At 54.3% G+C, this 21213-nt stretch carries 18 protein-coding genes; 5 read left to right on the top strand and 13 right to left on the bottom strand.

Translation table 11 applies throughout. The features are described 5' to 3' along the window. Positions 1-47: 47 nt before the first annotated feature. On the bottom strand, positions 48-2246 hold the full coding sequence (locus tag BOC67_RS02230) for a radical SAM protein (protein ID WP_291906748.1): 2199 nt from the start codon (positions 2244-2246) through the stop codon (positions 48-50). A 328-nt stretch (positions 2247-2574) separates the two neighbouring features. Between BOC67_RS02230 and BOC67_RS02225 the strand changes: the two genes are divergently transcribed. The 5 genes from BOC67_RS02225 to BOC67_RS02205 all read left to right on the top strand — a co-directional run bounded on the left by BOC67_RS02225 (position 2575) and on the right by BOC67_RS02205 (position 9067). Continuing rightward, on the top strand, positions 2575-3828 hold the full coding sequence (locus BOC67_RS02225) for a peroxiredoxin (protein ID WP_291906746.1): 1254 nt from the start codon (positions 2575-2577) through the stop codon (positions 3826-3828). Between the two features lie 22 nt (positions 3829-3850). Next, a complete protein-coding gene (locus BOC67_RS02220) occupies positions 3851-4495 on the top strand; it encodes a YceI family protein (RefSeq protein WP_291906744.1) in 645 nt (214 codons plus the stop codon). 131 nt (positions 4496-4626) lie between these two features. Continuing rightward, positions 4627-5580, top strand: a complete 954-nt coding sequence (locus tag BOC67_RS02215; protein WP_291906742.1) for a cytochrome c peroxidase — start codon at positions 4627-4629, stop codon at positions 5578-5580. A gap of 12 nt (positions 5581-5592) precedes the next feature. Then, on the top strand, positions 5593-8151 hold the full coding sequence (locus tag BOC67_RS02210; protein ID WP_291906740.1) for a TonB-dependent siderophore receptor: 2559 nt from the start codon (positions 5593-5595) through the stop codon (positions 8149-8151). Positions 8152-8281: 130 nt separating this feature from the next. After that, positions 8282-9067 carry a DUF4397 domain-containing protein gene (locus BOC67_RS02205; RefSeq protein ID WP_291906739.1) on the top strand — a complete coding sequence of 262 codons (786 nt, stop codon included), beginning with the start codon at positions 8282-8284 and terminating at the stop codon, positions 9065-9067. Positions 9068-9122: 55 nt separating this feature from the next. Here BOC67_RS02205 and BOC67_RS02200 read toward each other — a convergent pair whose 3' ends face one another. From BOC67_RS02200 to ureA, 12 genes are all read right to left on the bottom strand, one after another. Further along, positions 9123-10307: a glycosyltransferase family 87 protein gene (locus BOC67_RS02200; RefSeq protein ID WP_291906738.1), complete on the bottom strand. Its 1185-nt coding sequence runs from the start codon at positions 10305-10307 to the stop codon at positions 9123-9125. Positions 10308-10436: 129 nt separating this feature from the next. Beyond that, the gene (locus BOC67_RS02195; RefSeq protein WP_291906737.1) at positions 10437-12308 is read right to left on the bottom strand and encodes a TonB-dependent siderophore receptor; all 1872 of its coding nucleotides are present in this window, start codon (positions 12306-12308) and stop codon (positions 10437-10439) included. A 49-nt stretch (positions 12309-12357) separates the two neighbouring features. Continuing rightward, positions 12358-14370 carry a TonB-dependent receptor gene (locus BOC67_RS02190; protein WP_291906736.1) on the bottom strand — a complete coding sequence of 671 codons (2013 nt, stop codon included), beginning with the start codon at positions 14368-14370 and terminating at the stop codon, positions 12358-12360. Then, a complete protein-coding gene (locus BOC67_RS02185; protein ID WP_291906735.1) occupies positions 14363-15232 on the bottom strand; it encodes an urea transporter in 870 nt (289 codons plus the stop codon). Before BOC67_RS02185 ends, BOC67_RS02190 begins: the two co-directional genes overlap by 8 nt. A 15-nt stretch (positions 15233-15247) precedes the next feature. Next, positions 15248-15949, bottom strand: coding sequence for a sulfite exporter TauE/SafE family protein (locus BOC67_RS02180; protein ID WP_291906734.1), 702 nt, complete (start codon positions 15947-15949; stop codon positions 15248-15250). Further along, entirely contained in the window at positions 15946-16746 is an 801-nt protein-coding gene (locus BOC67_RS02175) for an urease accessory protein UreD (RefSeq protein ID WP_291906732.1), read from the bottom strand. Before BOC67_RS02175 ends, BOC67_RS02180 begins: the two co-directional genes overlap by 4 nt. 13 nt (positions 16747-16759) lie before the next feature. After that, positions 16760-17398 (bottom strand): urease accessory protein UreG, encoded by a 639-nt coding sequence (gene ureG / locus BOC67_RS02170; RefSeq protein ID WP_291906731.1) that lies wholly within the window; start codon positions 17396-17398, stop codon positions 16760-16762. A gap of 15 nt (positions 17399-17413) precedes the next feature. Next, positions 17414-18103 (bottom strand): urease accessory protein UreF, encoded by a 690-nt coding sequence (locus BOC67_RS02165; RefSeq protein ID WP_291906730.1) that lies wholly within the window; start codon positions 18101-18103, stop codon positions 17414-17416. 12 nt (positions 18104-18115) lie between these two features. After that, positions 18116-18619, bottom strand: a complete 504-nt coding sequence (ureE, locus tag BOC67_RS02160) for an urease accessory protein UreE (protein ID WP_291906728.1) — start codon at positions 18617-18619, stop codon at positions 18116-18118. A gap of 18 nt (positions 18620-18637) precedes the next feature. Continuing rightward, positions 18638-20359 (bottom strand): urease subunit alpha, encoded by a 1722-nt coding sequence (ureC, locus tag BOC67_RS02155; RefSeq protein ID WP_291906726.1) that lies wholly within the window; start codon positions 20357-20359, stop codon positions 18638-18640. Beyond that, positions 20356-20730, bottom strand: a complete 375-nt coding sequence (gene ureB, locus BOC67_RS02150) for an urease subunit beta (RefSeq protein WP_291906725.1) — start codon at positions 20728-20730, stop codon at positions 20356-20358. The genes ureC and ureB overlap by 4 nt, the downstream gene beginning before the upstream one ends. Before the next feature lie 17 nt (positions 20731-20747). Next, positions 20748-21050, bottom strand: coding sequence for an urease subunit gamma (ureA, locus tag BOC67_RS02145; RefSeq protein WP_291906724.1), 303 nt, complete (start codon positions 21048-21050; stop codon positions 20748-20750). Between the last annotated feature and the right edge of the window lie 163 nt (positions 21051-21213).

The following is a 21213-nucleotide window of genomic DNA, read 5'->3' as shown; positions in this document are numbered from 1 at the left end:
GCTACTCCGAATCCAGGTTTGGGGCAGTACATCCGGCGGCCGCCAACTTATAATTTGAGCAATCCTACTTTGTGCAGGGTATTCACCGGCTTGTTATCCCAGAAGAGTTCAAAATCTTCCAGCCCTGCCGCCTCATAACTTTCCTTCACTTCCTGCAAGGTATAAGTTTTCGTTTGCTTAATATCCAGCTCCTTCAGGATGCCTGCGAGCCAGGCGCCCTGCGGCGGGTCTACCTTGATGTTAAACGGTTCCCGCTTGCCCTGGAACGTGAGGGAAGCCATTTCCCAGGTGCTGCCCTTTTTGGATTTGGTGACTACTTCAAACGAAGGCTGCTTGCCCAAGAACACTACTTTCGAAGTAGGCTTCACCGTGCCCGCTTCTTCCTCGAAGAGCGCGCGGGTGATGAAATCAGGCGGCATCGTGGTTTTCGGCACCTTGAAATCAAACCACTTGTGCAGCGGGTAATCCAGGCAGGCGCCGTGCATGAAGTTGAGCAGGGACTTCTTCAGCCCGTAGCTGAAGCTCTCGTGGTCCGCACCGGTAGGGTCCAGGTGCATAATATCGTTATTGGCGAACTGGCCGATGGCTTCGGTTTCCTTTTGTACTTTGAATTTGGCGGGGTCCATGCCTACGGGGCTATGGGCCGTCATGGTAAACTGGTGCCAGTAGGCCGACTGCAGAATGCCGGCGGCAAACATCTGCCGCACCATTTCCAGGGAGTCGATGGTTTCCTGCGCTGTTTGCGTGGGGAAGCCATACATCAGGTAAGCATGCACCATAATGCCGGCCTCCGTGAAATGCCTGTTTACCCGGGCTACCTGCGCAACGGTGATGCCTTTTTGTATCAGGCCCAGGAGCCTGTCGGACGCCACTTCCAGTCCACCGCTCACGGCAATACAGCCGGAGGCTTTCAGGAGCAGGCAGAGATCGCGGGTGAAGCTTTTTTCGAAGCGGATGTTCGTCCACCAGCTGACGTTCAGCTTACGCTTGATGATTTCCAGCGCCAGGGCCCGCATCAGGGCCGGCGGGGCGGCTTCGTCCACGAAGTGGAAGCCCGTCTGCCCGGTTTGCGCCATGATGGTTTCCATGCGGTCGCACAGCATGGATGCCGCGATGGGCTCATATATTTTGATATAATCGAGAGAAATATCGCAGAAGGTACACTTACCCCAATAGCAGCCATGGGCCATGGTGAGCTTGTTCCAGCGGCCGTCGCTCCAAAGGCTGTGCATGGGGTTGACGACTTCTATGGCGGATATGTAATCGACCAGCAGGAAGTCGCCATAATCCGGCGTGCCCACCTGGCTCTGCTTGTAATCTTGGCAGGAAGCGTTGTTGATATACGTTACTATGCCGTCTTTGAGGAGGAAAGTGCGTTTCAACCCGGCTTCCTCCAGCCCGCCCTGCACAAATCTGACAAGGTTTTCCACCGGGGCTTCCCCGTCGTCCAGCGTAATAAAATCGATGTATTCAAACACCCGCGCATCGGAGAGCGAGCGCAGTTCCGTATTCGGGAATCCGCCGCCCATAGCGATTTTCACGCCCGGGTAGTGTTGTTTGATCCATTGCCCGCAACGGAACGCTGCGTACAGGTTGCCGGGGAAGGGTACGGAAATGCATACCAGTGCCGGCTGTACGAAGGCCATTCTTTCCTGCAGGATGTTCACCAGGATTTCGTCCACATAAGTATAGGGCTGTTGCAACGCGGTGTGCAGTTCATCGAAACTGTTGGCGGAGCGGCTCAGCTTTTCCGCGTAGCGGCTAAAGCCGAAGTGGCTGTCTACGCATTCCATGATCAGGTCCGACAAGTCCTCCAGGTACATCGTGGCCAGGTGTTTGGCCTTGTCCTGGTTGCCCATGGAGCCAAAAGCCCAGGAAAGGTCGTCGAGCTGGGCAAAGCGGCTGGCTTCCGGGAGGTAATCCCGCTTTACGATCAGGTGGGCGATGGTGGGATTTTTGCCTTGCAGGAAGGAGATGACTGCATCGATGGTGTTGATATAGTCCTCCTGCAAAGCGATAATGCGCGCGGCATTTTCAGATACTGCCGCAGCCTGGTTGCCGATATGAGCAAACAAACGGGTTAACCCCGCCCTGGAAAATAAGGCCAGCGTCACCTCTATCCCCAGGTCCGACTGAAAAGAACTGATGCCTTTGGTGTTCAGGAATCCTTTCAGGTAGGCGGTGGCCGGATATGGCGTGTTCAGCTGCGTAAACGGCGGTGTAATTAAATAGACTGTCTTACTCAAACCAGGTGTTTTAAACCGCAAAGGTACGACAACCCCGGCGGAATAAAAACCCAATGTAAAAGCCTTACAGCGAAGGTTTTAATTATTAGTCCACAAATTTTATAGACTTTTATTTGGAAATTGTTTTTTGCCCTCCTATCTTTGCTATCAACCACCATTCATCTTTTCAAACGTACTCATATGCTGTACCAGGCATCCCGATGTTAGATCAGTAATTTACTCCACCACCAACCACCACCATTATCTTCATGTGCCTCAATTCTTCCCACCGGGATTGAAAGCGTGTATCCGTAACCGTTTCATTCTTCATCCTAAACTTATATCAGCCATGAAATCGTATAAGCAAGTATTCCTTTCTACCCTGTTTGCCGCCGGCTTTTGGGGCAGCAGCCTGGCCAGTCCTGCCAAACCATTCATCAGGGAGGGCGTCTGGCGCGGCGTATTTACACTGAGCGAATCGCAGGTGCCGTTTAACTTCCAGCTAAGCGGCAAAGATGCGGAGCATGCCGTATTTACTTTATTGAACGGCAGCCGGCGCGACGACTTCCATGTACAGCGCATCGGGGACGATTCCCTTTTCATCAAGATGAACACCTATGATGCTGCACTGGTAGCCAAAATTGAATCCGATGGCCGCATCACGGGTGAGTACCGCAGCCTGGTGCCTAACTTCCGGGGCAACGCACTTCCCTTCACGGCGGAATACGGGCAATCGTACCGCTTTGCGCCTGCCGGCACAGAGGAAGCGCCCAAATTCAACATCGACGGCAAGTGGGAACTGAAAATTTATTCCAAGGAACCTACGCCGAACCGTATTGGTTTACTGAAACAGGACGGCAACAAACTGACCGGCGTAATTATGTCCGTAGTGGGCGATAGCCGCGAGCTGGAAGGCACCATCCATGGCGATGAGTTCGAGCTCTCCGGCTTTACTGGCCCCAGCCCTATTTACATCAAGGGAAAAGTGAATGATGACAAAACGTTGACAGGGGAGCTATCGCTGGGCATCTATAACAACATTAAATTTGACGGCGAAAAAAATCCTGCAGCTGAGTTACCGGATCCCTATAAGCTAACTTACCTGAAGGAAGGCTATTCGAAGCTGGACTTTACCTTGCCAGACCTTAACGGGAATAATGTTTCTCTCAGCGATGAAAAATACAAAGGCAAAGTTGTTATTGTAGAAATCATCGGCACCTGGTGTCCGAACTGTACTGACCAAACCTCCTTCCTTTCGCCCTGGTTCAATAAGAACAAGGACCGCGGCGTAGAAGCCATTGCAATTGGTTTTGAACAAAAAGACGACCTGGAATATGCCCGCTACACGCTGGGTAAATTAAAAGAGAAATACAATATTCAATATGATATTCTTTTTGGTGGCATTGCTGATAAGAAAGTGGCGTCAGAAAAACTTCCGGCGCTCAACCGTATGATGGCATTTCCCACAACGATCCTGATAGACAGGAAAGGCGTGGTACGCCAGATACATACGGGTTATACCGGGGAAGTAACCGGGCAGTATTACAAAGATTATGTCGCCAAATGGAATGCCGATTTGGACGCGCTGATCGCAGAAAAATAAGAACTTAACAACCAACATAAACATGCAAAAATTAGCATCATTATTATTTATCGGCGGTTCTATCGTGCTGATGTCTTTCGCGAGCCCTGCAAAAAACGGTGATAAGAAAGCTGTGGCAACTACTGCGAAAGTACTGAAAGCAGCTACCTACACCGTGGATGCCGCACAGAGTAAACTGGTTTGGACCGGTAAAAAAGTTACAGGAGAGCACACCGGCACCATCAACATCGCTTCCGGCGCGCTTGTGATAGAAAACAACGCTTTGAAAGGCGGCAACTTTTCACTGGATACCCGCAGCATTGCTGTAACCGATATCAAGGACGCCGGTGGCAACGCCAAGCTGGTAGGCCATCTGAAAGCGGATGACTTCTTCGGGGTGGAAAAATATCCCAAGGCGGATTTCGTGATCACCAGCATCAAATCGAAAGGTAACGGCGCTTATGATGTAACGGGCAACCTCACCATCAAAGGCATTACCAACCCGATCACCTTCCCGGCCACTGTGGCGGTTGCCGGCAACAAGCTGACTGCCAAGGCGGATATTACGGTAGACCGTACGAAGTACAACATTAAGTACGGTTCTAAATCCTTCTTTGAAGGCATTGGGGACAAAGCGATCTACGATGATTTCAACCTCTCCGTAGAACTGGTAGCCAACACAAAATAAACTTAAGGCTTTCGCCTAACCATACCAGGAGCCGGCAGCTGCCGGCTCCTCTCCTGCAACAGAACAAAGGTTCCCACCACCTCTCCATTTACAGCCCGCCGCTTACAGCGCTCTAAATTTTTATTGCCGGTATGAACCAGAGAAAAATGATTTTCATTTTTATGGCATTGCTATGCCTGTACTTTGTTGCGGAAGGCTTCCGGGTGAAGACGGACGGCCCGCCTACCAGGGCGGCGCTGGGGGAAAAGCTGTTTTTCGACAAGCTGCTCTCCCGCGACCGGACGATTGCCTGCGCCTCCTGCCACCTGCCGCAGTTTGGCTTTGCGGATACGGTGGCCTTCAGCAGAGGTATAAATGGAACGCCTACACGAAGAAACACGCCGGGTATTACCAACGTTTCCGGACGTCCTAACTTTTTCTGGGATGGCCGCGCCGCCACCCTGGAGGAGCAGGCGCTGCAACCCATCATCTCCCCGGACGAAATGGGCCTGCCCATCGCCGAAGCCGTGCAGCGGCTCAACCAATCAGAAAGCTATCGCCTGCTGTTCCGGCAGGTATTCAACGATACGGCCAACGAGCGTAACATCCTGCAGGCCATTGCCGCTTTTGAGCGTACGCTGGAAACGGCGAACAGTCCGTACGACCGCTATATCAACGGCGACGATGCCGCGCTCTCCCCTGCCGCCAAACGGGGCCGCCTGTTGTTCATCGGAAAGGCCAACTGCAACAACTGCCACTCCGGGGAAGATTTTACGGCCGACCGGTTTAAAAACATCGGCCTGTTCAACGGTACTACCTTATTGGATGCGGGGAGATATGAAGTCACGCATGACAGCGCGCACCTGGGACTGTTTAAGGTTCCGAGTCTGCGTAACGTGGCAGTAACTGCTCCGTATATGCATAACGGTATGTTTAAAACGCTGAAAGACGTGTTACACTATTATAATCAACCAGATTCATTCCTGCGCAACAGCATCAGGCGCGACCTCTCGCTGAACAAGCCTTTGCAGCTGACGCCCGGCGAGCTGGACGACCTGGAGGCCTTCCTCTTTTCGCTGACTGACGACCGCTTTAAACTCCATTAAAAAACCAATGGCATGAAGAAATTACTACCCGTATTTACTCCCCTGCTCATCGCGCCGGGCATCGTGTATGCCCAGGACCGATTGCCGCAGTTCCCTGATACTACCCGCCAGCTGGGCGAAGTACAGATCGTTGGCTCGCGCAGCGCCAACCGTACCAAAATCAACTCTCCCGTACCGGTGGATGTGATAGACATCCGCACGCTGCAGGAGCAGGCGCCGCAGACGAGCATCACGCAATTGCTGCAATATGTTTCCCCTTCTTTTCATTCTGTAAATGGAAGCAACGCCGGGGATGCCGGCTCCGCGCTCAACCTGGCGCAGCTGAAGGGCTTAGGCGCCGATCAGCTGCTGGTGCTGGTAAACGGCAAGCGCCGGCATAAAAGCTCCAATATCAACTGGGGCGGACTGGCCAACGGCGCTACCGGGTACGACCTGAACGCCATACCCACCGCGGCTATTGAGCGGGTGGAAATCCTGCGGGACGGCGCTGCCGCGCAATATGGCTCCGATGCCATCGCCGGGGTGATCAACATTGTGCTGAAAAAGCAAACGGATAATATTCTCGTAAGCAGCACGGGGAGTGTGCGCCGCCGGGGCGACGGGCTCAGCACCCGTACCAACATCAACTACGGCGCTAAGCTGGGCCAACAGGGCGGCTACCTGAACCTCACCGCGGAATTTGCCACGCAGGCCATCTCCCTGCCTCCCGGCCGGGATGACGCCGGCCTTTACAACGGCCCTATCTACGGCGGCGGCGCCAATACCCGCGGATATGATAACATCTACACCAGGGAGATTGACGAAGCGATATTGAAGAGTCGCGGTATAGACCGGCACTATTTTGACCAGCGCGGCGGCGGCTCCAACAAAGCGAAAGACGCCCTGTTGTTTTTCAATGCAGCCATCCCGCTGAAGGATAACTTTGAAGTATATACGTTTGGCGGCATCAGCCACCGCAACTCCCAGTTTACCGCCGTGTACCGGCTGCCGGGGTGGACGGAGCGCAACAACACCACCCTTTACCCCGATGGCTTCCTGCCTGCCATGGATAACGGCATTACGGACAAATCGGTAGCGGTGGGCGTCAAAGGCAAAGCGGGCGAATGGAAAATAGATTTATCGAACGTCTATGGGCGCAATGATTTCAGCAATGTGATCAGCAATTCGCTGAACGCAAGCCTGGGCGTAAAGAGTCCGACTACCTTCGACGCCGGTAAATACAACGCTTCGCAAAACACCGCCAGCCTGGACATCAGCCGTTACTTTGCCGGGCCGCTGCATGGCATCAACCTGGCCTTTGGCGCGCAATACCGGACGGAGACCTACCAGATCATTGCCGGCGAAGAAGCGTCCTACATCAAGGGGGACCTGCGGCAGATTTACCGGATAGATACGAGTGTGAACGGCGTGCCTTACCTCGCGGATGCAGGGTTGATTGCCGTGAATGGCCTTAGCCCCGGTTCGCAGATACATGCCGGTTTCCGGCCGGGCAATGAGGTCAATGTGAGCAGGGCTATCGCTGCTGCCTATTTGGATGTGGAAGCGAATATCACGGAGAACTGGCTGGTTTCCGCGGCGCTGCGGGCGGAAAACTTTTCTGATTTCGGTAACGTGACTACCGGCAAGGTGGCCACCCGCTATAGCTTTGCGCCCTGGCTCAGCGTCCGCGGGGCCGCCAACAGCGGCTTCCGCGCGCCGGACCTCGCGCAGTTTTATTATACGGAAACCAGTACCAGCTTTCAGCAGGGCCGCGCGGTAGACCAGGTGACGGCGTCCAACAAAAGCGCGGCAGCGCGGGCGTTAGGCATCCCCTTGCTAAGCCCTGAAAAATCCACCGGTTACACGGCCGGCATCACCTCCCAGCCGGTTGCTAATGTGGAACTGACGGTCGACGGCTACCTGATCGATATTAAAAATCGTGTAGGCAATACCGGTAACTTCAGCGCTACGGACGTAAACCTGCCGGCGGAGGTACGGAGCTTGTTGCTGGCTACCGGTACTACCCAGGCGAAATTCTTCTACAACGCTTTCAGCACCCGTACCAAAGGCCTGGAAGTGACGGCCAGCTACCGGTTGCCGGTAGCGCGGGGAAGCCTGCAAATCCTGGCCGGGGGCAATTTTTCGAAGAACGAGGTAACGCAGGTGAATACGCCCAAAGGGCTGGAAGCCTATCGTAATGTGATATTCAGCCAGGCGGAGCAGGCGCGTGTGACCACGAATATTCCCCAACAGAAAGTCACGCTGCAGGCCAATTATTCCATCCGGCATTTCAACGTACTGTTACGCACGGTGTACTTTGGTTCTGTTACTACAGCCAGCGCGCTGAATGCCAACTTCCCCCGCCCGGATTATTTTTTACAGGAGCTGAAGCCTGTATGGGTAACGGATATTGCCGTAGGATACCGCATCAGCAAGGCCTTCCAGGTGACGGCGGGCGTGAATAATGTCTTTAATGAATTAGGCGATTATACAGACCCGGCTATTTCCGGGCTGCGGAACCCGACGGTGGTAGGGATACAGAATGGCAGCGCGGGGATTCAGCCGTTTGTGCGGCTGGCGGCCAAATTGTAAATGTGCGGCGCGGGAATTCAGCCTGATTCGAAGCTGGCGGCTAAATTGTAAACGTGCCAGCGCGGGAATTCAGCCCGATATGCAGCTGCCTTCATGCAGCCTTCGCGACTAAACTCTAAACATGATGGTCATGAAAATATATCAACTTCTACTTTTATTCGCATTCGCAGGGCTTTTCAGCGCCTGCAAAAAAACAGACTACCTGGATGTAAACGCCGGGGAACGGCCTCCGCTCAACGCCTACATCAGTTTTGTAAATGCCCGCAACAGCAGCGCCGGCATTCATTTCTGGACGTTCACCACGCAGGTTACCACTACCTTGCTGGGCAGTGGTCAGGCCAGTCCATACCTGCCTACCACTTTCGGGAATGTGCAGATCAACGTGACGGAAGGCAGCGGCAGCGCTTACAAGGTATCCCGGCAATTCGGGAACAGTGCTGCCTATACGGCTACCGGCGGCCCCAACGGCCCTATTGCCACTTTCTACCATACGGTGTTTGCGGCCCCGCAGAAATCTGACCCAACGAAGGATACTTTGATCTTATTCTATGACGACTTGAGTACTCCCTCCGCCGGTAAAGCGAAGGTACGTTTTGTTCACCTGGCCGCGGCCACATCCGCCGTGCAGGTAAATCTCTCCCTAAAAACCGGAACGGCAGAACTATTTAATAACGTAGGATATGGAAGTGCAGGAAACGGCGACATTAACGGTAGCGCCTATACGCTTGGGCCATTTGTGGAAGTGGCGGCAGGCACCGCATCTGTGGTAATCACCGACCGGAACAGCCAGAAGCCCCTGCCGCTGGACCAGGACAAATTAACCAATATCAACCTGGAAGCGGGAAAAATATATACGATTTTTATTCATAATATATCCGGCGGTATTACAGCGGACATCATTACACATCAACGTTAAAAACAAAGGGGCGCCGGATAAAACCGACGCCCGCTTTTGTTTTGCAAGTATCAAGTTAGTCAATCTTGACCTCGCCGCTTTGAAAAAAGAGCGTTAACTGTATATATAGTAGTACAATTGTTAAGGGTAGGGCTTTAAGCTGATAAGTGACTGCTAAATCGTTTAAGAACTTAGGAACCAGATCAGTTGGACAGAGCGAAGTTACAAATATCATTAAAACAAGCAATACCATTTTTACACTTTTGTGTGAATACAATGTTAATACGGTCACTGCCCCGGTAACTGCAATCACGTAAGTGGGCGATTCCGCCGCCTGGTTAAAGATCACCACCCAAATCATCAGGTATCCCAACAGCAGGTACCTGCTCCGCTCCGTACGCGCGATGGCGGTACAGGTGGCCGCCGTAATCAGTCCGCCCAGGGCTGCCAGGAATATCCAGGAGTCCGCCCGGGTGGGGATCCGCGAAAAGTCGTGCGCAAAAGCATGCAACATACCAAACAGCGAGCAATCCTCCCGGATAACGGGGTCGGTAATGAGCGCAAACCAGTCCAGGTAATGCTGCCATAAGGTAGCCGGACTAATGAACAGCAATGGCAGCAGGGTGCCCGCCAACCCAAAGATGATACAATACTTCAGATATTCCAGCTTCCGATCGACAAACAGGAACATGATCCCTACAATCGCGCCATAACCCTTGATAAAGAAGAGCAGGCAGGTAAACAGCGCCGCCGTGCGCACCTTCCCTTTTTGCAGGTGGATGAGCGTGAGCAGCATCATGGCCGTCATGGCGGGATTCACCTGGGAGGACTGTATCGCGTTCAGCAATTCCAGCATGATCAGCAGCAGGATGGCGTGCTGTTGCTTCACCGTGGCCGGCAGCTGCCTCACCGCATAAAACACGGCAAAGGTGTTGAGCATCATCCACAGCAGCAGGCTAAAATGTACCGGCAATACCGCAAACGGGAAAAATAATACCGGGAAGCTCGGATGGTACAGGAACAAGTCCCCATGCTCCGCCGGGTACAGCTGGTATAACGGCATACCGTGAACCAGGTGGCCCCAGGAACTCCTGAAAATGTAAAAGTTGTTGAACCGCTCTGTGAGTACCGCCTGAATGAACAATATCAGTGTTCCCAACGCATACAACCCGGCTATCAGGCGGGTATTTCTACGGCTTTTTTCAGTTGGACTTAACAGTACAGGTCTAGGGCGACGACCCCTCGTCAGTTCTACTCTCAAGATACAATCACTTTATATGCTCAAGACGCAGGAACCGGCGATTCCCTCTATTGCCCGGGCCTAAAAACGGGGAGCAGCGCAGGACCGCGGGCCCCGGGCTGCTCCCCGAAAAAAATGATATTAGCGGAATTATAATTTCACTGCGGCTCCCACCGTCATCCAGCGGCCTGGCATCGGTACGGCGCCCGCCTCGATGTAGGTGACGTCCAGGAGGTTGGTGGCATCCACATAAATCCTGTATTTAGGCTGATGCCAGGTGATCCGGGCATCCAGCAGGGTGTAATCCTTATAGTTAATACGCTTGCAGTAGCGGGTATTGGCCGAAATACTGAAATGCTGCATGATTTCCGTACGCACGCCTGCAATGAACTGGTGACGCAGGCTTTCAATCACGTACCGGGAAATTTTGTTGTGGGTATCATCCCCCTTAAAATCCGGGGAGAGGTAGTTGTACCCCACATGCAGGCCCAGGCTGTTAAACGCGGCATTATCCCCGAAGGAAGTATTGTAACCGGCGCTGGCAGTGAGCCCTTTCGTATCGGCACGCTGGAAGTTCTGCGGCTGCCATGGCTGGGGAATGCTGTCCTTCACGTAATCGATGAAATCGGATATCTGGCGGTAGAAGGCGCTGGCGGTAAAGTTGAACTTGCCGGCATATTTGCGCAGGCCCAGCTCTGTAAAGACGGCCTTCTCCGGCCCCAGCTTGTCGTTCCCGAGGATGGTGGCGCTTTTATAGTAGAGGTCCGTGTAGGTCGGCAAACGTTGCGCCGTACCCGCGTTGGCGTACAGCTTCAGGTCCGGCGTGATGTCGAACCCGGCATCCGCACCGGGGAAGAACTGCCAGCCGTACATCGTATTATAATTCAGGTAACCCCCTACGGAGAAGTTAAAGCGCTTGACGCCGCGGGTTTTATACTCCGCAAATGCGCCCAGGTTGGTACGCTCATGGTTGCCCAGGTTGGAGCTTACAATATGCTCGTAACGGGCTTCCACGCCTGCGCCGAAGTAACCGATCTTCGTGGTGAAGGTATTATTCAGCTCCGCATCCACGATGTGGGTGTTGTGCAGGTTGCGGGCTTTGGCAATGGTTTGTTTGATGTAACGGTAATCATCTTCCGCAAAGCGGTAGCTTACACGCGGGGTCAGGAGCCAGTTCTGTTTTACCTGATGGGAGCTGCTAACGGCCGCCAGTGCGGTTTTCACATACTCTTTGGCTTCAATATCGCCGGGGGCGGCATAATAACCGTTTGCGCCATATTGATTGTCCACATACCCGGCCAGCACCTGTACGCTGTTTTGCTCATTCATCCGGAAGCCGCCCTGGTACAGCGCCTTACCCGTCTGGTAGCCGGTGTTGTAACGGAAACCGTTCCCGGCATTCATGCTGGCGGAGAGGGACTGGTTGCTCTTAGCCGTTACCACTGCGCCGGTAGCGCCGGCATTGTAGCTGTTATAGAGTTTATCCGCCTCGTTGCGGCGCAGGCTGGAACCCAGGCTGCCATAGACTTCCGCCCCGCTTTCGGCGGCTTTGCGGGTGATAATGTTGATAGCGCCGTTGAGGGCATTGATACCGTACACGCGGGCGGCGGCGCCTCTCAGCACTTCGATATGATCTACATCGTTGAGGGAGATGGGCAGGTTCATGATGTTATGCCCTGTTTGGGGATCGGTGATTTTGATCCCGTTTACCAGCACGAGCGTCTGGTCGAAAGTACCACCGTCGATACCGATGTCCGTCTGTACCCCTTCCGGGCCGCGCTGCCGCACATCCAGTCCGGGCACGTAGGCCAGCACTTCGTTTATGGATACAGCCGCCATGGATTCGATCTGCCGGCGGCTGATAATGGTAATATTCCTGTTGGATTCCTTCAGGGGGGCCGACAACCGGTTTTCCTGGACAATCACTTCTCCGAGGTTGCGCAGCCGGCTGGTATCCGGCTGCTGCTGGGCTGCCACGCTGCCTGCCGTGCAGGCCAGCAGCAATGTTAAATAACCACGCATTTGCTGATGAATTGGTCTTAAAAAGACCGCAAAGCTAAGTGATTTTACATTAAAACTTCCATGCCACTCCGGCCTTCAGGGCAAATGGAGTACCCGGCGTATAATGCAGCTCCGTTACGGGATGCTCCTCTCCGCGCAGCTGCGTTTCCGTTTCAAACTGCGCTTCGTTCCATTTTACGTTAAAGAGGTTCTGGGCCTGCAGGGTAAACTCCATGTTCTTCCAGGTATAGGCCAGGGCGAGGTCGTTCACGAAATAACCGTGCGCGGTAATGCTGTTATCCTCGTTGGCAGGCCTGTCCTTCATATAACGGTAGCGCAGGTTTGCGGAAAAGCCGCCCCGGAGTTTTACCGCGGCGCCGCCCGTACTGGTGAGTACCGGCGCAAGGGGTATGTAGCCGGCGCCTTTCGGATCGTCTATAGAGCGGCCATGGGCGTAGTTCACGTCCGCATCCAGGTACAGCCAGGAAAGTGGTTGATAACGCAGGCTGAGGTCCATCCCCAGCCGGCGGGTTTTACCGCTTGGCTCCACCACGGCTTCATCCCCGACGTACACAAATTCCTGCTGGAGGTATAAATACCAGAGGGCTGGTTGGATGTAGAGGTTGTGCACCGGCTTCCAGATAACGCCGAGGTCAGCGCCGGCGGACATAGGCATGATATCCCTCCCCTGCTGTTGCACCACTACCCGCATATCGTTGGAGTGGAAGCCCAGCCCTGTTTTCAGGTACCACAACGCCTTGCTGCCTTTGCTGTAACTGATATTCAGCTTGGGGCTCAGCCGGGCGGCTGTTTCATTTTTTGGGTCAGGGGGAGATAAGAGTCTATCATGGCAAGCAAACAACAGCTGATCATAACGGAGTCCGGGTGCAATATTCCAATGGCGTAACCGCCACTGAAACTCCGTATAGGCGTACAAGTTAGTTTGCGTACCATAGCCCCAGGAAAGGCGGTTCAGCAGTGTATCCCGCTGGTACACATGGTTCAGCTCCAGGTCGCGTATATCATCCATGCGGAAGCCAATGCCGGAATGCCAGCTGTTGTTACCGAAGTACCGGGTGTATCGTTGCTCAAAGCCGTATAGATTACGGTTATCCCGTTGTTCAATCTCATCTCCGAAGACGGGGTCTTTGAGGTAAAAGGTGAAGTTGGAGAAGAGGTTGAATTCGTAATGGCTGAAATAGGCGAAAGTTTCCGTGGAAGCGGTTTCGCTGAGCAGGTGCTTCCAGGTAAAGGCCGCGTTGGTGCGTTGGGTGCTGCCGCCTTCCGTAGGGTCAATACTGCCCCAGCGGCTGATCAATCCTTCCGCCACGGCGCGCCCGGGGATCTGGCCGGAAGCGTTCCATCCGGAATGAAAGGTAGATGCCTGGAAGTTGATATAGTTGCGGGCGTTGAGCCATTTGTTATACTTAGCGAAGAGGTTGAGGCGATTGAAATGTTGCTGCACATCAAAGGGCCCGTCCGTGTATCCGTAGTCGGCCGCGAGGTAGAGGTTTTCTGCCGGAGGTCCGCTTGTATGGATCAGGTTAAAGAGGCCCGTACCGCGAATGGTATTAAAGGAGCCGCCTTCCAGCTTCAGCAGGCTGTGCTGCAAACTGTCCGCCGTATGGAAGCTTACGTACCCGGAAGTATTCAAATCTCCTTTGGAGGCATAGTAGGCGCCTTTCCCGAAGTCAATACTTTCAATCGTTTCAGGGATGAGGAAATGCAGGTCCGCATAGCCCTGTCCGTGCGCATGGGACACCATATTCACCGGCATGCCATCCGCGGTGATGTGTATGTCCGTACCATGATCGTTGTCGAATCCGCGGAGGAAGATCTGCTCCGCCTTACCGCCGCCGGCATGCTGCGCAATAAAGAGCCCCGGCACTTTCCGCAGCAGGTCCTGCGCGGTATTTACCGGCGTCATTTTCAAATCCACCTTCATTAGCGATTGCGCTACCCTGGGGGCACGCACTTCCACTGCCGCCAGGTGGGATTCCTTCAATGGCAGGGAATCCTGCGGCCCGCCTGCATAGGCAGCGCCGCCCGCCAGGCAGGCGGCTACTGTTAAACTCTTAAGCATGATAGGGTTTGATTTTGTCGAATGTCTTTTTAATGATTAAGGTGATCCAGGATGCCAGCACAAACGGGAAGGTCAGCACCGTCATATTCCCCAGCAGCATGCCCATATCAATGAATACCGCCAGCAGTACGGCTATCAGTACGTATAGGCCATCCCGTTTGCGATTGCCTGCAAAAGCAATGGCGCAAAGTACGGCATTGAAACTGAAAAGTCCCATATGTATATCATCCGTTGGTTCGGCGCATTGCATGGAGATCCAGGCTCCTACTACAGATGCGGCCATGCCATATAACGCCGCAATGGGCGAGCTGACGAACACACCGAGGAAAAACAGGAGGCCGGCCGTCATACTACCCTGGAAGATGACTTCCCCGAAACCGTGGGTAGACACGGTGAAATCCTGGTACACCGGCAATGCGGCGGTTACCTCTGCGGAAGGCGGTACTACAAATACATGCCGGAAGAGGAAGAGGAACACCCAGGTGATGACGATAAAAGGCAGCGTAAAACCGGGGATATTACGCCGGATCAGCGCATGCTGGAAAATGGCCGCCAATACGGAACCAGCCGCCAGCGCTATCCAGATGACCGGTTGCGCTGCAAAGTAGAAGGTAAGCGCTACGCCTACCAGCGCGGCGCTGAAGCCGTAGAGTCCCTGCGCAATTTCCTCCGCAGGGTACCGCAGCAACATAGCCGTAGCGGTACCGATGGCCGTGGCCAGCAATGCGCCCGCGCCCATGGTGATGGAGTCGTAAAAGATGCCAACGAGGAATAAAAGTCCTGTCCATACGTTTCCCTGGAGCATGATCTGCCCTACCCCCCTCGGAACAGCTGCGAGAGGCGCCAAATATTTTTGTCGCATGATTATAGTGTTTGCTTACCAGCCGAGGAACACCATGCCTATGCCGCACATGGTTACAACAGCGCCACCGATGGCGTGTACATACCGTTCCAGCTTATCTGTTTTGATGAATGAATAACCATAGCACCCGATCAGTACCATAGCCAGCATAGTTAATACCGTAGTGATAGAAAATACCGATATGAGCAGGATCACCTCCATGGCGGAACGGTGAGCGCCGGAATAGAACAGCAGCGGCACCAGCGGCTCGCTCGGGCCCATCACGAAGATGGCGAAGAGTATCCAGGGGGTTACCTTCACCCTGTTCTGCGGATATACGATTTCCCCGTGGCGGTGTTCATAGACATATACTTCCCCGTCGCCATACACGTCAAAATGTTTGTGCGGGCGGTTGAGCCATGCGGCGCGCAGGCCCCAGAGCAGGTATATCAGGCCAAAGCCCAGGAGGCACCAGCCGGAGATGTTACCCCGCACATCCTGGAACCAGGTGAGCTTGGAGAGTTGCCAGCCCAGCAACACGCCCACCAGCCCTATCAGCACGGAGCTGAAAATATGCCCGAAGCCGCAGAGGATGGTCCAGAGTATTGTTTTGGAGAGCTTCCAGTTACGGGAGCGGGACAATACTATAAACGGCAGGTAATGATCCGGCCCGGTGGCGGTATGCAGACAGCTGATGGTGACTGCTGATAAAACCAATGTTGTTAATCCGATATTCATGAATGCGTTGCTTGAGTTTTGTAATGGCGGCAGTAGTCCGCTACCCGCTGTAAAGCGTTGAACAGCTGTTCCCCGCCGTTGCCGAGCATGCGCAGTACCAGCACGGATGCGGCGGGGCTGCTGATGCCCAGCGCCACCTCCTTTTCCGCTTCCAGCAGTTCATACAGCGCAGCAACCAGCGCTTCGCCAATGCCATGGCCGGTATCCGCATGTATGAGGGTAGCCTGGTGGGTGAAGCCTTCCATCTGCCCGATGGCGGCCATATCCACGGTGAGCGGCTGCAGCAGCAGGTTGTCCTTTACGAGCAGCTTTTGATGGTGGTACACTTCCGTGATGTTGTGAAAGGAAGTGTACCGGAACACTTCGCCGGAATGCTTACGGCCGCAGGTAAGGATTTCCCCGAAGGTAAGGCGGCAGTCATCTTCCAGGAGGATGCGGTTACGCCCTTTGAAGATGGCTTTTTCATGCGGCACCACGGGGTGCTGCACATAGGTGAAAGCCGCGCCGGCGTGCAGTTTGATCAGCTGCTGCTGGGTAGCGCCCCGTTCCATATTAAAAATCCGCTGGTAGGATTGCGACTGTAGCTGAAGGCTACAGCCGGTTTCCACCTCGACATTAATATCGTAATGATCACCGTCCAGCATGCCCGGCGATGAGCTCATCACCATTACGTATGCCGTGGGATCATGGCGATGCTCACTTACATCCACTACCCGGAAGGGAGGCGTAAAAAACGTATCCTTCAGGTAGCTGCGCCCCTGCTTAAATCCTCCTTTTATCGTGAGCCTGTTGTTCATGTTGTTGTTTTCCTTATCGCACCAGCGCCGGCTCTTCCACGTTTTCGAGGAGCGCGTATTTCCGGATCCAGCCGATTACTGTATCCAGGCCCTGGAGGGACATCAGGTTAGTAAATACAAATGGTTTTCCGTTGCGCATTTTGCGGGCGTCGCGTTCCATTACGCCGAGGTCCGCATGTACGTACGGCGCCAGGTCAATTTTATTGATCACCAGCAGGTCTGACCGGGTGATGCCCGGGCCGCCTTTGCGGGGAATCTTATCACCTTCCGCCACGTCGATCACGAAGATGGTTACATCTGCGAGGTCGGGGCTGAAGGTGGCGCTGAGGTTATCTCCCCCGCTTTCGATCAGGATCAGTTCCACATCCGGGAAGCGGGCGGCCATTTCGTCTACCGCTTCGAGGTTCATGCTGGCGTCTTCGCGGATGGCGGTATGCGGGCATCCGCCGGTTTCCACACCGATGATGCGCTCTTTGGGGAGCTTACTGTTTTTGGTGAGGAATTCCGCATCTTCCTTTGTATAAATATCGTTGGTGATGACACCCAGGCTGTACCTGTCCATCAGCTGACGGCTCAAACGCTCGATCAGCGCGGTTTTCCCGGAGCCTACGGGTCCGGCTACTCCAATTTTCACATATTTTCTGTCGCTCATAATGTTGAATGTTTATTAAGACATATAAAGCCTTGAATAAAGGCGTTCATGCTGCATGCAGCGGATATCGAAGCCGGTATTGCACACGCCTACGAGGTCGCGGTCCAGCTCCATGGTTGGCGTAATCAGCGCGGCGATGGTCGCCTGCATGCGGAACAGGATATCCTGCCCGTCCAGCTGGCCGAGCGGCACCAGTTTCACGGCGTTGGTAACCATGCCGGCGGCGGCGTTGTAATAAAACGCGTACAGCGCTTCCGGCAACGGTATCCCTAACAGGAACGCATATACGCCGTATGCCACTGCGAAATGCCCTTCTGTTTTCTTTGCCGCGATGGCTGCTTCAAAAGCTGTAGCCAGCGGGTATTCCGCCTGACGCCGGAAGATTTTTATCAGCCGCAACCCCAGCTTTTGGCTGGCGGATTTAATTTCCACCGGCAGCTTCAGCGCGCCCAGCTCCTCATCCAGCAGGAGGAGCTGCGCCAGATCGTTTGCGGCGGCGGCGTGGTAAGCCAGGCATACAAACGCCGCATCGTTGAAATGCAGGTTGGCGCGCAGCATTTGCAGTACGTATTGCTCCGCTGTGGCGGCGTTGTGTACGATGCCTTGCTGGACGTAGGTTTCCAGTCCATTGGAATGCGTGTATGCGCCAATGGGCAGGGTGGGATCGCTGAGGTGCAGCAGGCTGCCAAGGAAATAACTATTCATAATACCTTGTATTTACCGGTTGGAGAGCCCCATAATTTTTGAAAACAGGGAACTGCCTCCGTTGCCGTGGCTATGCGGCTGTACGTTTGCGTTGAGCAGGTTCGTGAGCCGGGTATGCTGTTTTTCGGTTGCGTAGCCGCTTGCCAGTAGCCAGCGGTAGATGGGCTCTTCGAAGGGCATCAGCACCTGGTCGTCCTGGATAAACAGCGGCAGGTGTTTGTTACCGATTTCATAGCATACACTGCCCATTTCCAGTAGCGACCGTGGCGTTACCACGATGGCGTCGCTGGGGAGGATATCTACCACTACCGCATGGGTAGCGTCGATGAGCAGGATATCGCCCTGGCGCAGGCGCTGGCCTTCTTTGAGGAAGCGCAGGGCGATTTCGCGGCCCGACGCCGTCTTTTTCCGCTGTATGCGTTTGGTGGTTTCAAACCACTCCAGTTGCAGCAGGTCGGTCGCCAGGTGGGAGATATCGGTATCTGCTATGTTTCCAACCACGGATTCGATGATCATACACAGTGTTTTAGCAAATCAAAAAAGGAAATAACGTTGCGCCAGGGGCACTACGGATACGGGTTCGCAGGTGATCAGCTCTCCATCTACCCGCACCTGGTAATTTTCCGGGTTTACGGTTATTTCCGGTGTTTTGTCGTTATGTATCAGGTCTTTTTTGGAGATATTACGGCAGCCTTTCACCGGCAGCACGATTTTTTCCAGCCCGTACTCCTGCACTATGCCATTGTCGACAGCGGCCTGGGACACAAACGTGATGCAGGTACGTTGCAGCGCTTTGCCATAAGCGCCGAACATATTGCGCAGTATGACCGGTTGCGGCGTCGGGATGCTGGCGTTGGGATCGCCCATTTTGCTGGCGATGATCATACCGCCTTTGATGATCATTTCCGGTTTAGCGCCGAAGAGGGCCGGCTTCCACAGTACGATGTCCGCGAACTTGCCCGGCTCGACGGAGCCTACATGTTGGGCGATGCCGTGGGCGATGGCCGGGTTGATGGTATATTTTGCCACGAAGCGTTTGGCGCGGAAGTTATCATTGCCGGCGTTGGCATCTTCCGGTAAAGCGCCGCGCTGCAGTTTCATTTTATCGGCAGTTTGCCAGGTGCGGGTAACTACCTCGCCTACACGGCCCATGGCCTGGGAGTCGGAACTCATGATGCTGAACACCCCGATATCGTGGAGGATATCCTCTGCGGCGATGGTTTCCGGGCGGATGCGGGAGTCCGCGAAGGAAACGTCTTCCGGGATGCTTTTGCTGAGGTGGTGGCATACCATGAGCATGTCCAGGTGTTCATCGATGGTATTGACGGTGAACGGGCGGGTGGGGTTGGTAGATGCCGGCAGCACATTCGGGAACATGGCCGCGCGGATGATGTCCGGCGCGTGGCCGCCCCCGGCGCCTTCCGTGTGGAAGGTATGGATAACGCGGCCGTTGATGGCGTTCATGGTATCTTCCAGGAAGCCGGCTTCGTTCAGCGTATCCGTGTGGATGGCTACCTGGACGTCGTATTTGTCCGCCACTTTGAGGGAGGCATCGATTACGGCCGGGGTGGCGCCCCAGTCCTCATGGATTTTTACGCCCAGCGCGCCCGCTTCTATTTGCTCGGCGATAGGGGCTTCGGTAGCGCAGTTGCCTTTACCGAAGAAACCGAGGTTCATGGTAAACGCTTCGGCGGATTGCAGCATGCGTTTGAGCCACCATTTACCCGGTGTGATGGTGGTAGCGTTGGTGCCATCCGCGGGGCCGGTACCGCCGCCGATCATGGTGGTGATGCCGCTGAACAGGGCGGTTTCTATTTGCTGCGGGCTGATGAAGTGGATGTGTGTATCGATACCGCCGGCGGTGGCGATGAGTCCTTCCCCGCCGTGTACTTCCGTGGAAGCGCCGATGATCATGTTGGGCGCAACGCCGTCCATGGTATCGGGGTTGCCGGCTTTGCCGAAGCCTACGATGCGGCCGTCTTTGATGCCGAGGTCCCCTTTTACAATGCCCCAGTGATCCAGCAGGATGACGTTGGTGATGACAAAATCGAGCACGCCTTCTTCGCGGAGGGCGGTGCTGGATTGGGACATCCCGTCGCGTACGGTTTTACCGCCGCCGAATTTATTTTCCTCCCCATAATGATTGAAGTCCTTTTCAATTTCAATCACCAGGTTGGTATCCCCGAGCCGCACCCTGTCGCCAGTGGTGGGGCCGTACATATTGGCGTATTTTGTTTTATTGATTTTCAGGCTCATTCCGGTTGGTTTTTGAAGTCAAGAGATGGCAGTTTGGCGATGGCAGCGGCTTTTACTGCTTCGGAGGCAGTATCGCCGTTGGTGAGGTTGTTGATGCCGAAGGCTTTCCTTGCGCCGCCGATGGTGACCAGTTCCACTGTTTTTTCCTCCCCTGGTTCGAACCGGACGGCGGTACCAGCGGCGATGTTGAGCCGCATGCCGAATGCTTTTTCGCGGTCGAAGCTCATTTTGCGGTTCACTTCGAAGAAGTGGCAGTGGGAGCCGATTTGTACGGGGCGATCTGCCGTGTTGATGACTTTTATTTTAACGGTGCTTCTGCCTTCGTTACAGGTGATATCGCCTGCCGGGATAAAATATTCTCCGGGAATCATGATTGCTGAATTTAAAATTATCGGATTGGGTTGTGTACCGTCACCAGTTTGGTACCATCGGGGAAGGTGGCTTCCACCTGCACGTCATGGATCATTTCCGGGATGCCTTCCATAACGTCCTCACGGGTGAGGATGGTGGCGCCGTACTGCATGAGGTCCGCCACGGAGCGCCCGTCGCGCGCGGCTTCGAGGAGGTGGCTGCTGATGTAGGCGATGGCCTCAGGGTAGTTTAGTTTAAGGCCCCTCGCTTTGCGCTTGGCAGCCAGCTCTCCGGCCAGATGAAGCAATAGCTTTTCTGTTTCTCTGGGAGTCAGATGCATATGAGTAAAATTTTATGAGATGGCAAAAGCAAATCCATTCGGAAGTCGTATAACGCTAACGAATATACAATTCCGGACCTATAATGTGTATAGATGGCGCAAAGGCTCCCGCAGGCGGGTTACGCCGGGATCAAAGTACCTGCTGCGGGGTTCCGCAGCCTGA

The organism is Chitinophaga sp. CB10 (genome assembly GCA_001870995.2).
GTDB lineage: Bacteria > Bacteroidota > Bacteroidia > Chitinophagales > Chitinophagaceae > Chitinophaga.
The sequence above is the reverse complement of the archived record's forward strand: the minus strand, read 5'-3'. Positions and strand labels throughout refer to the sequence as shown.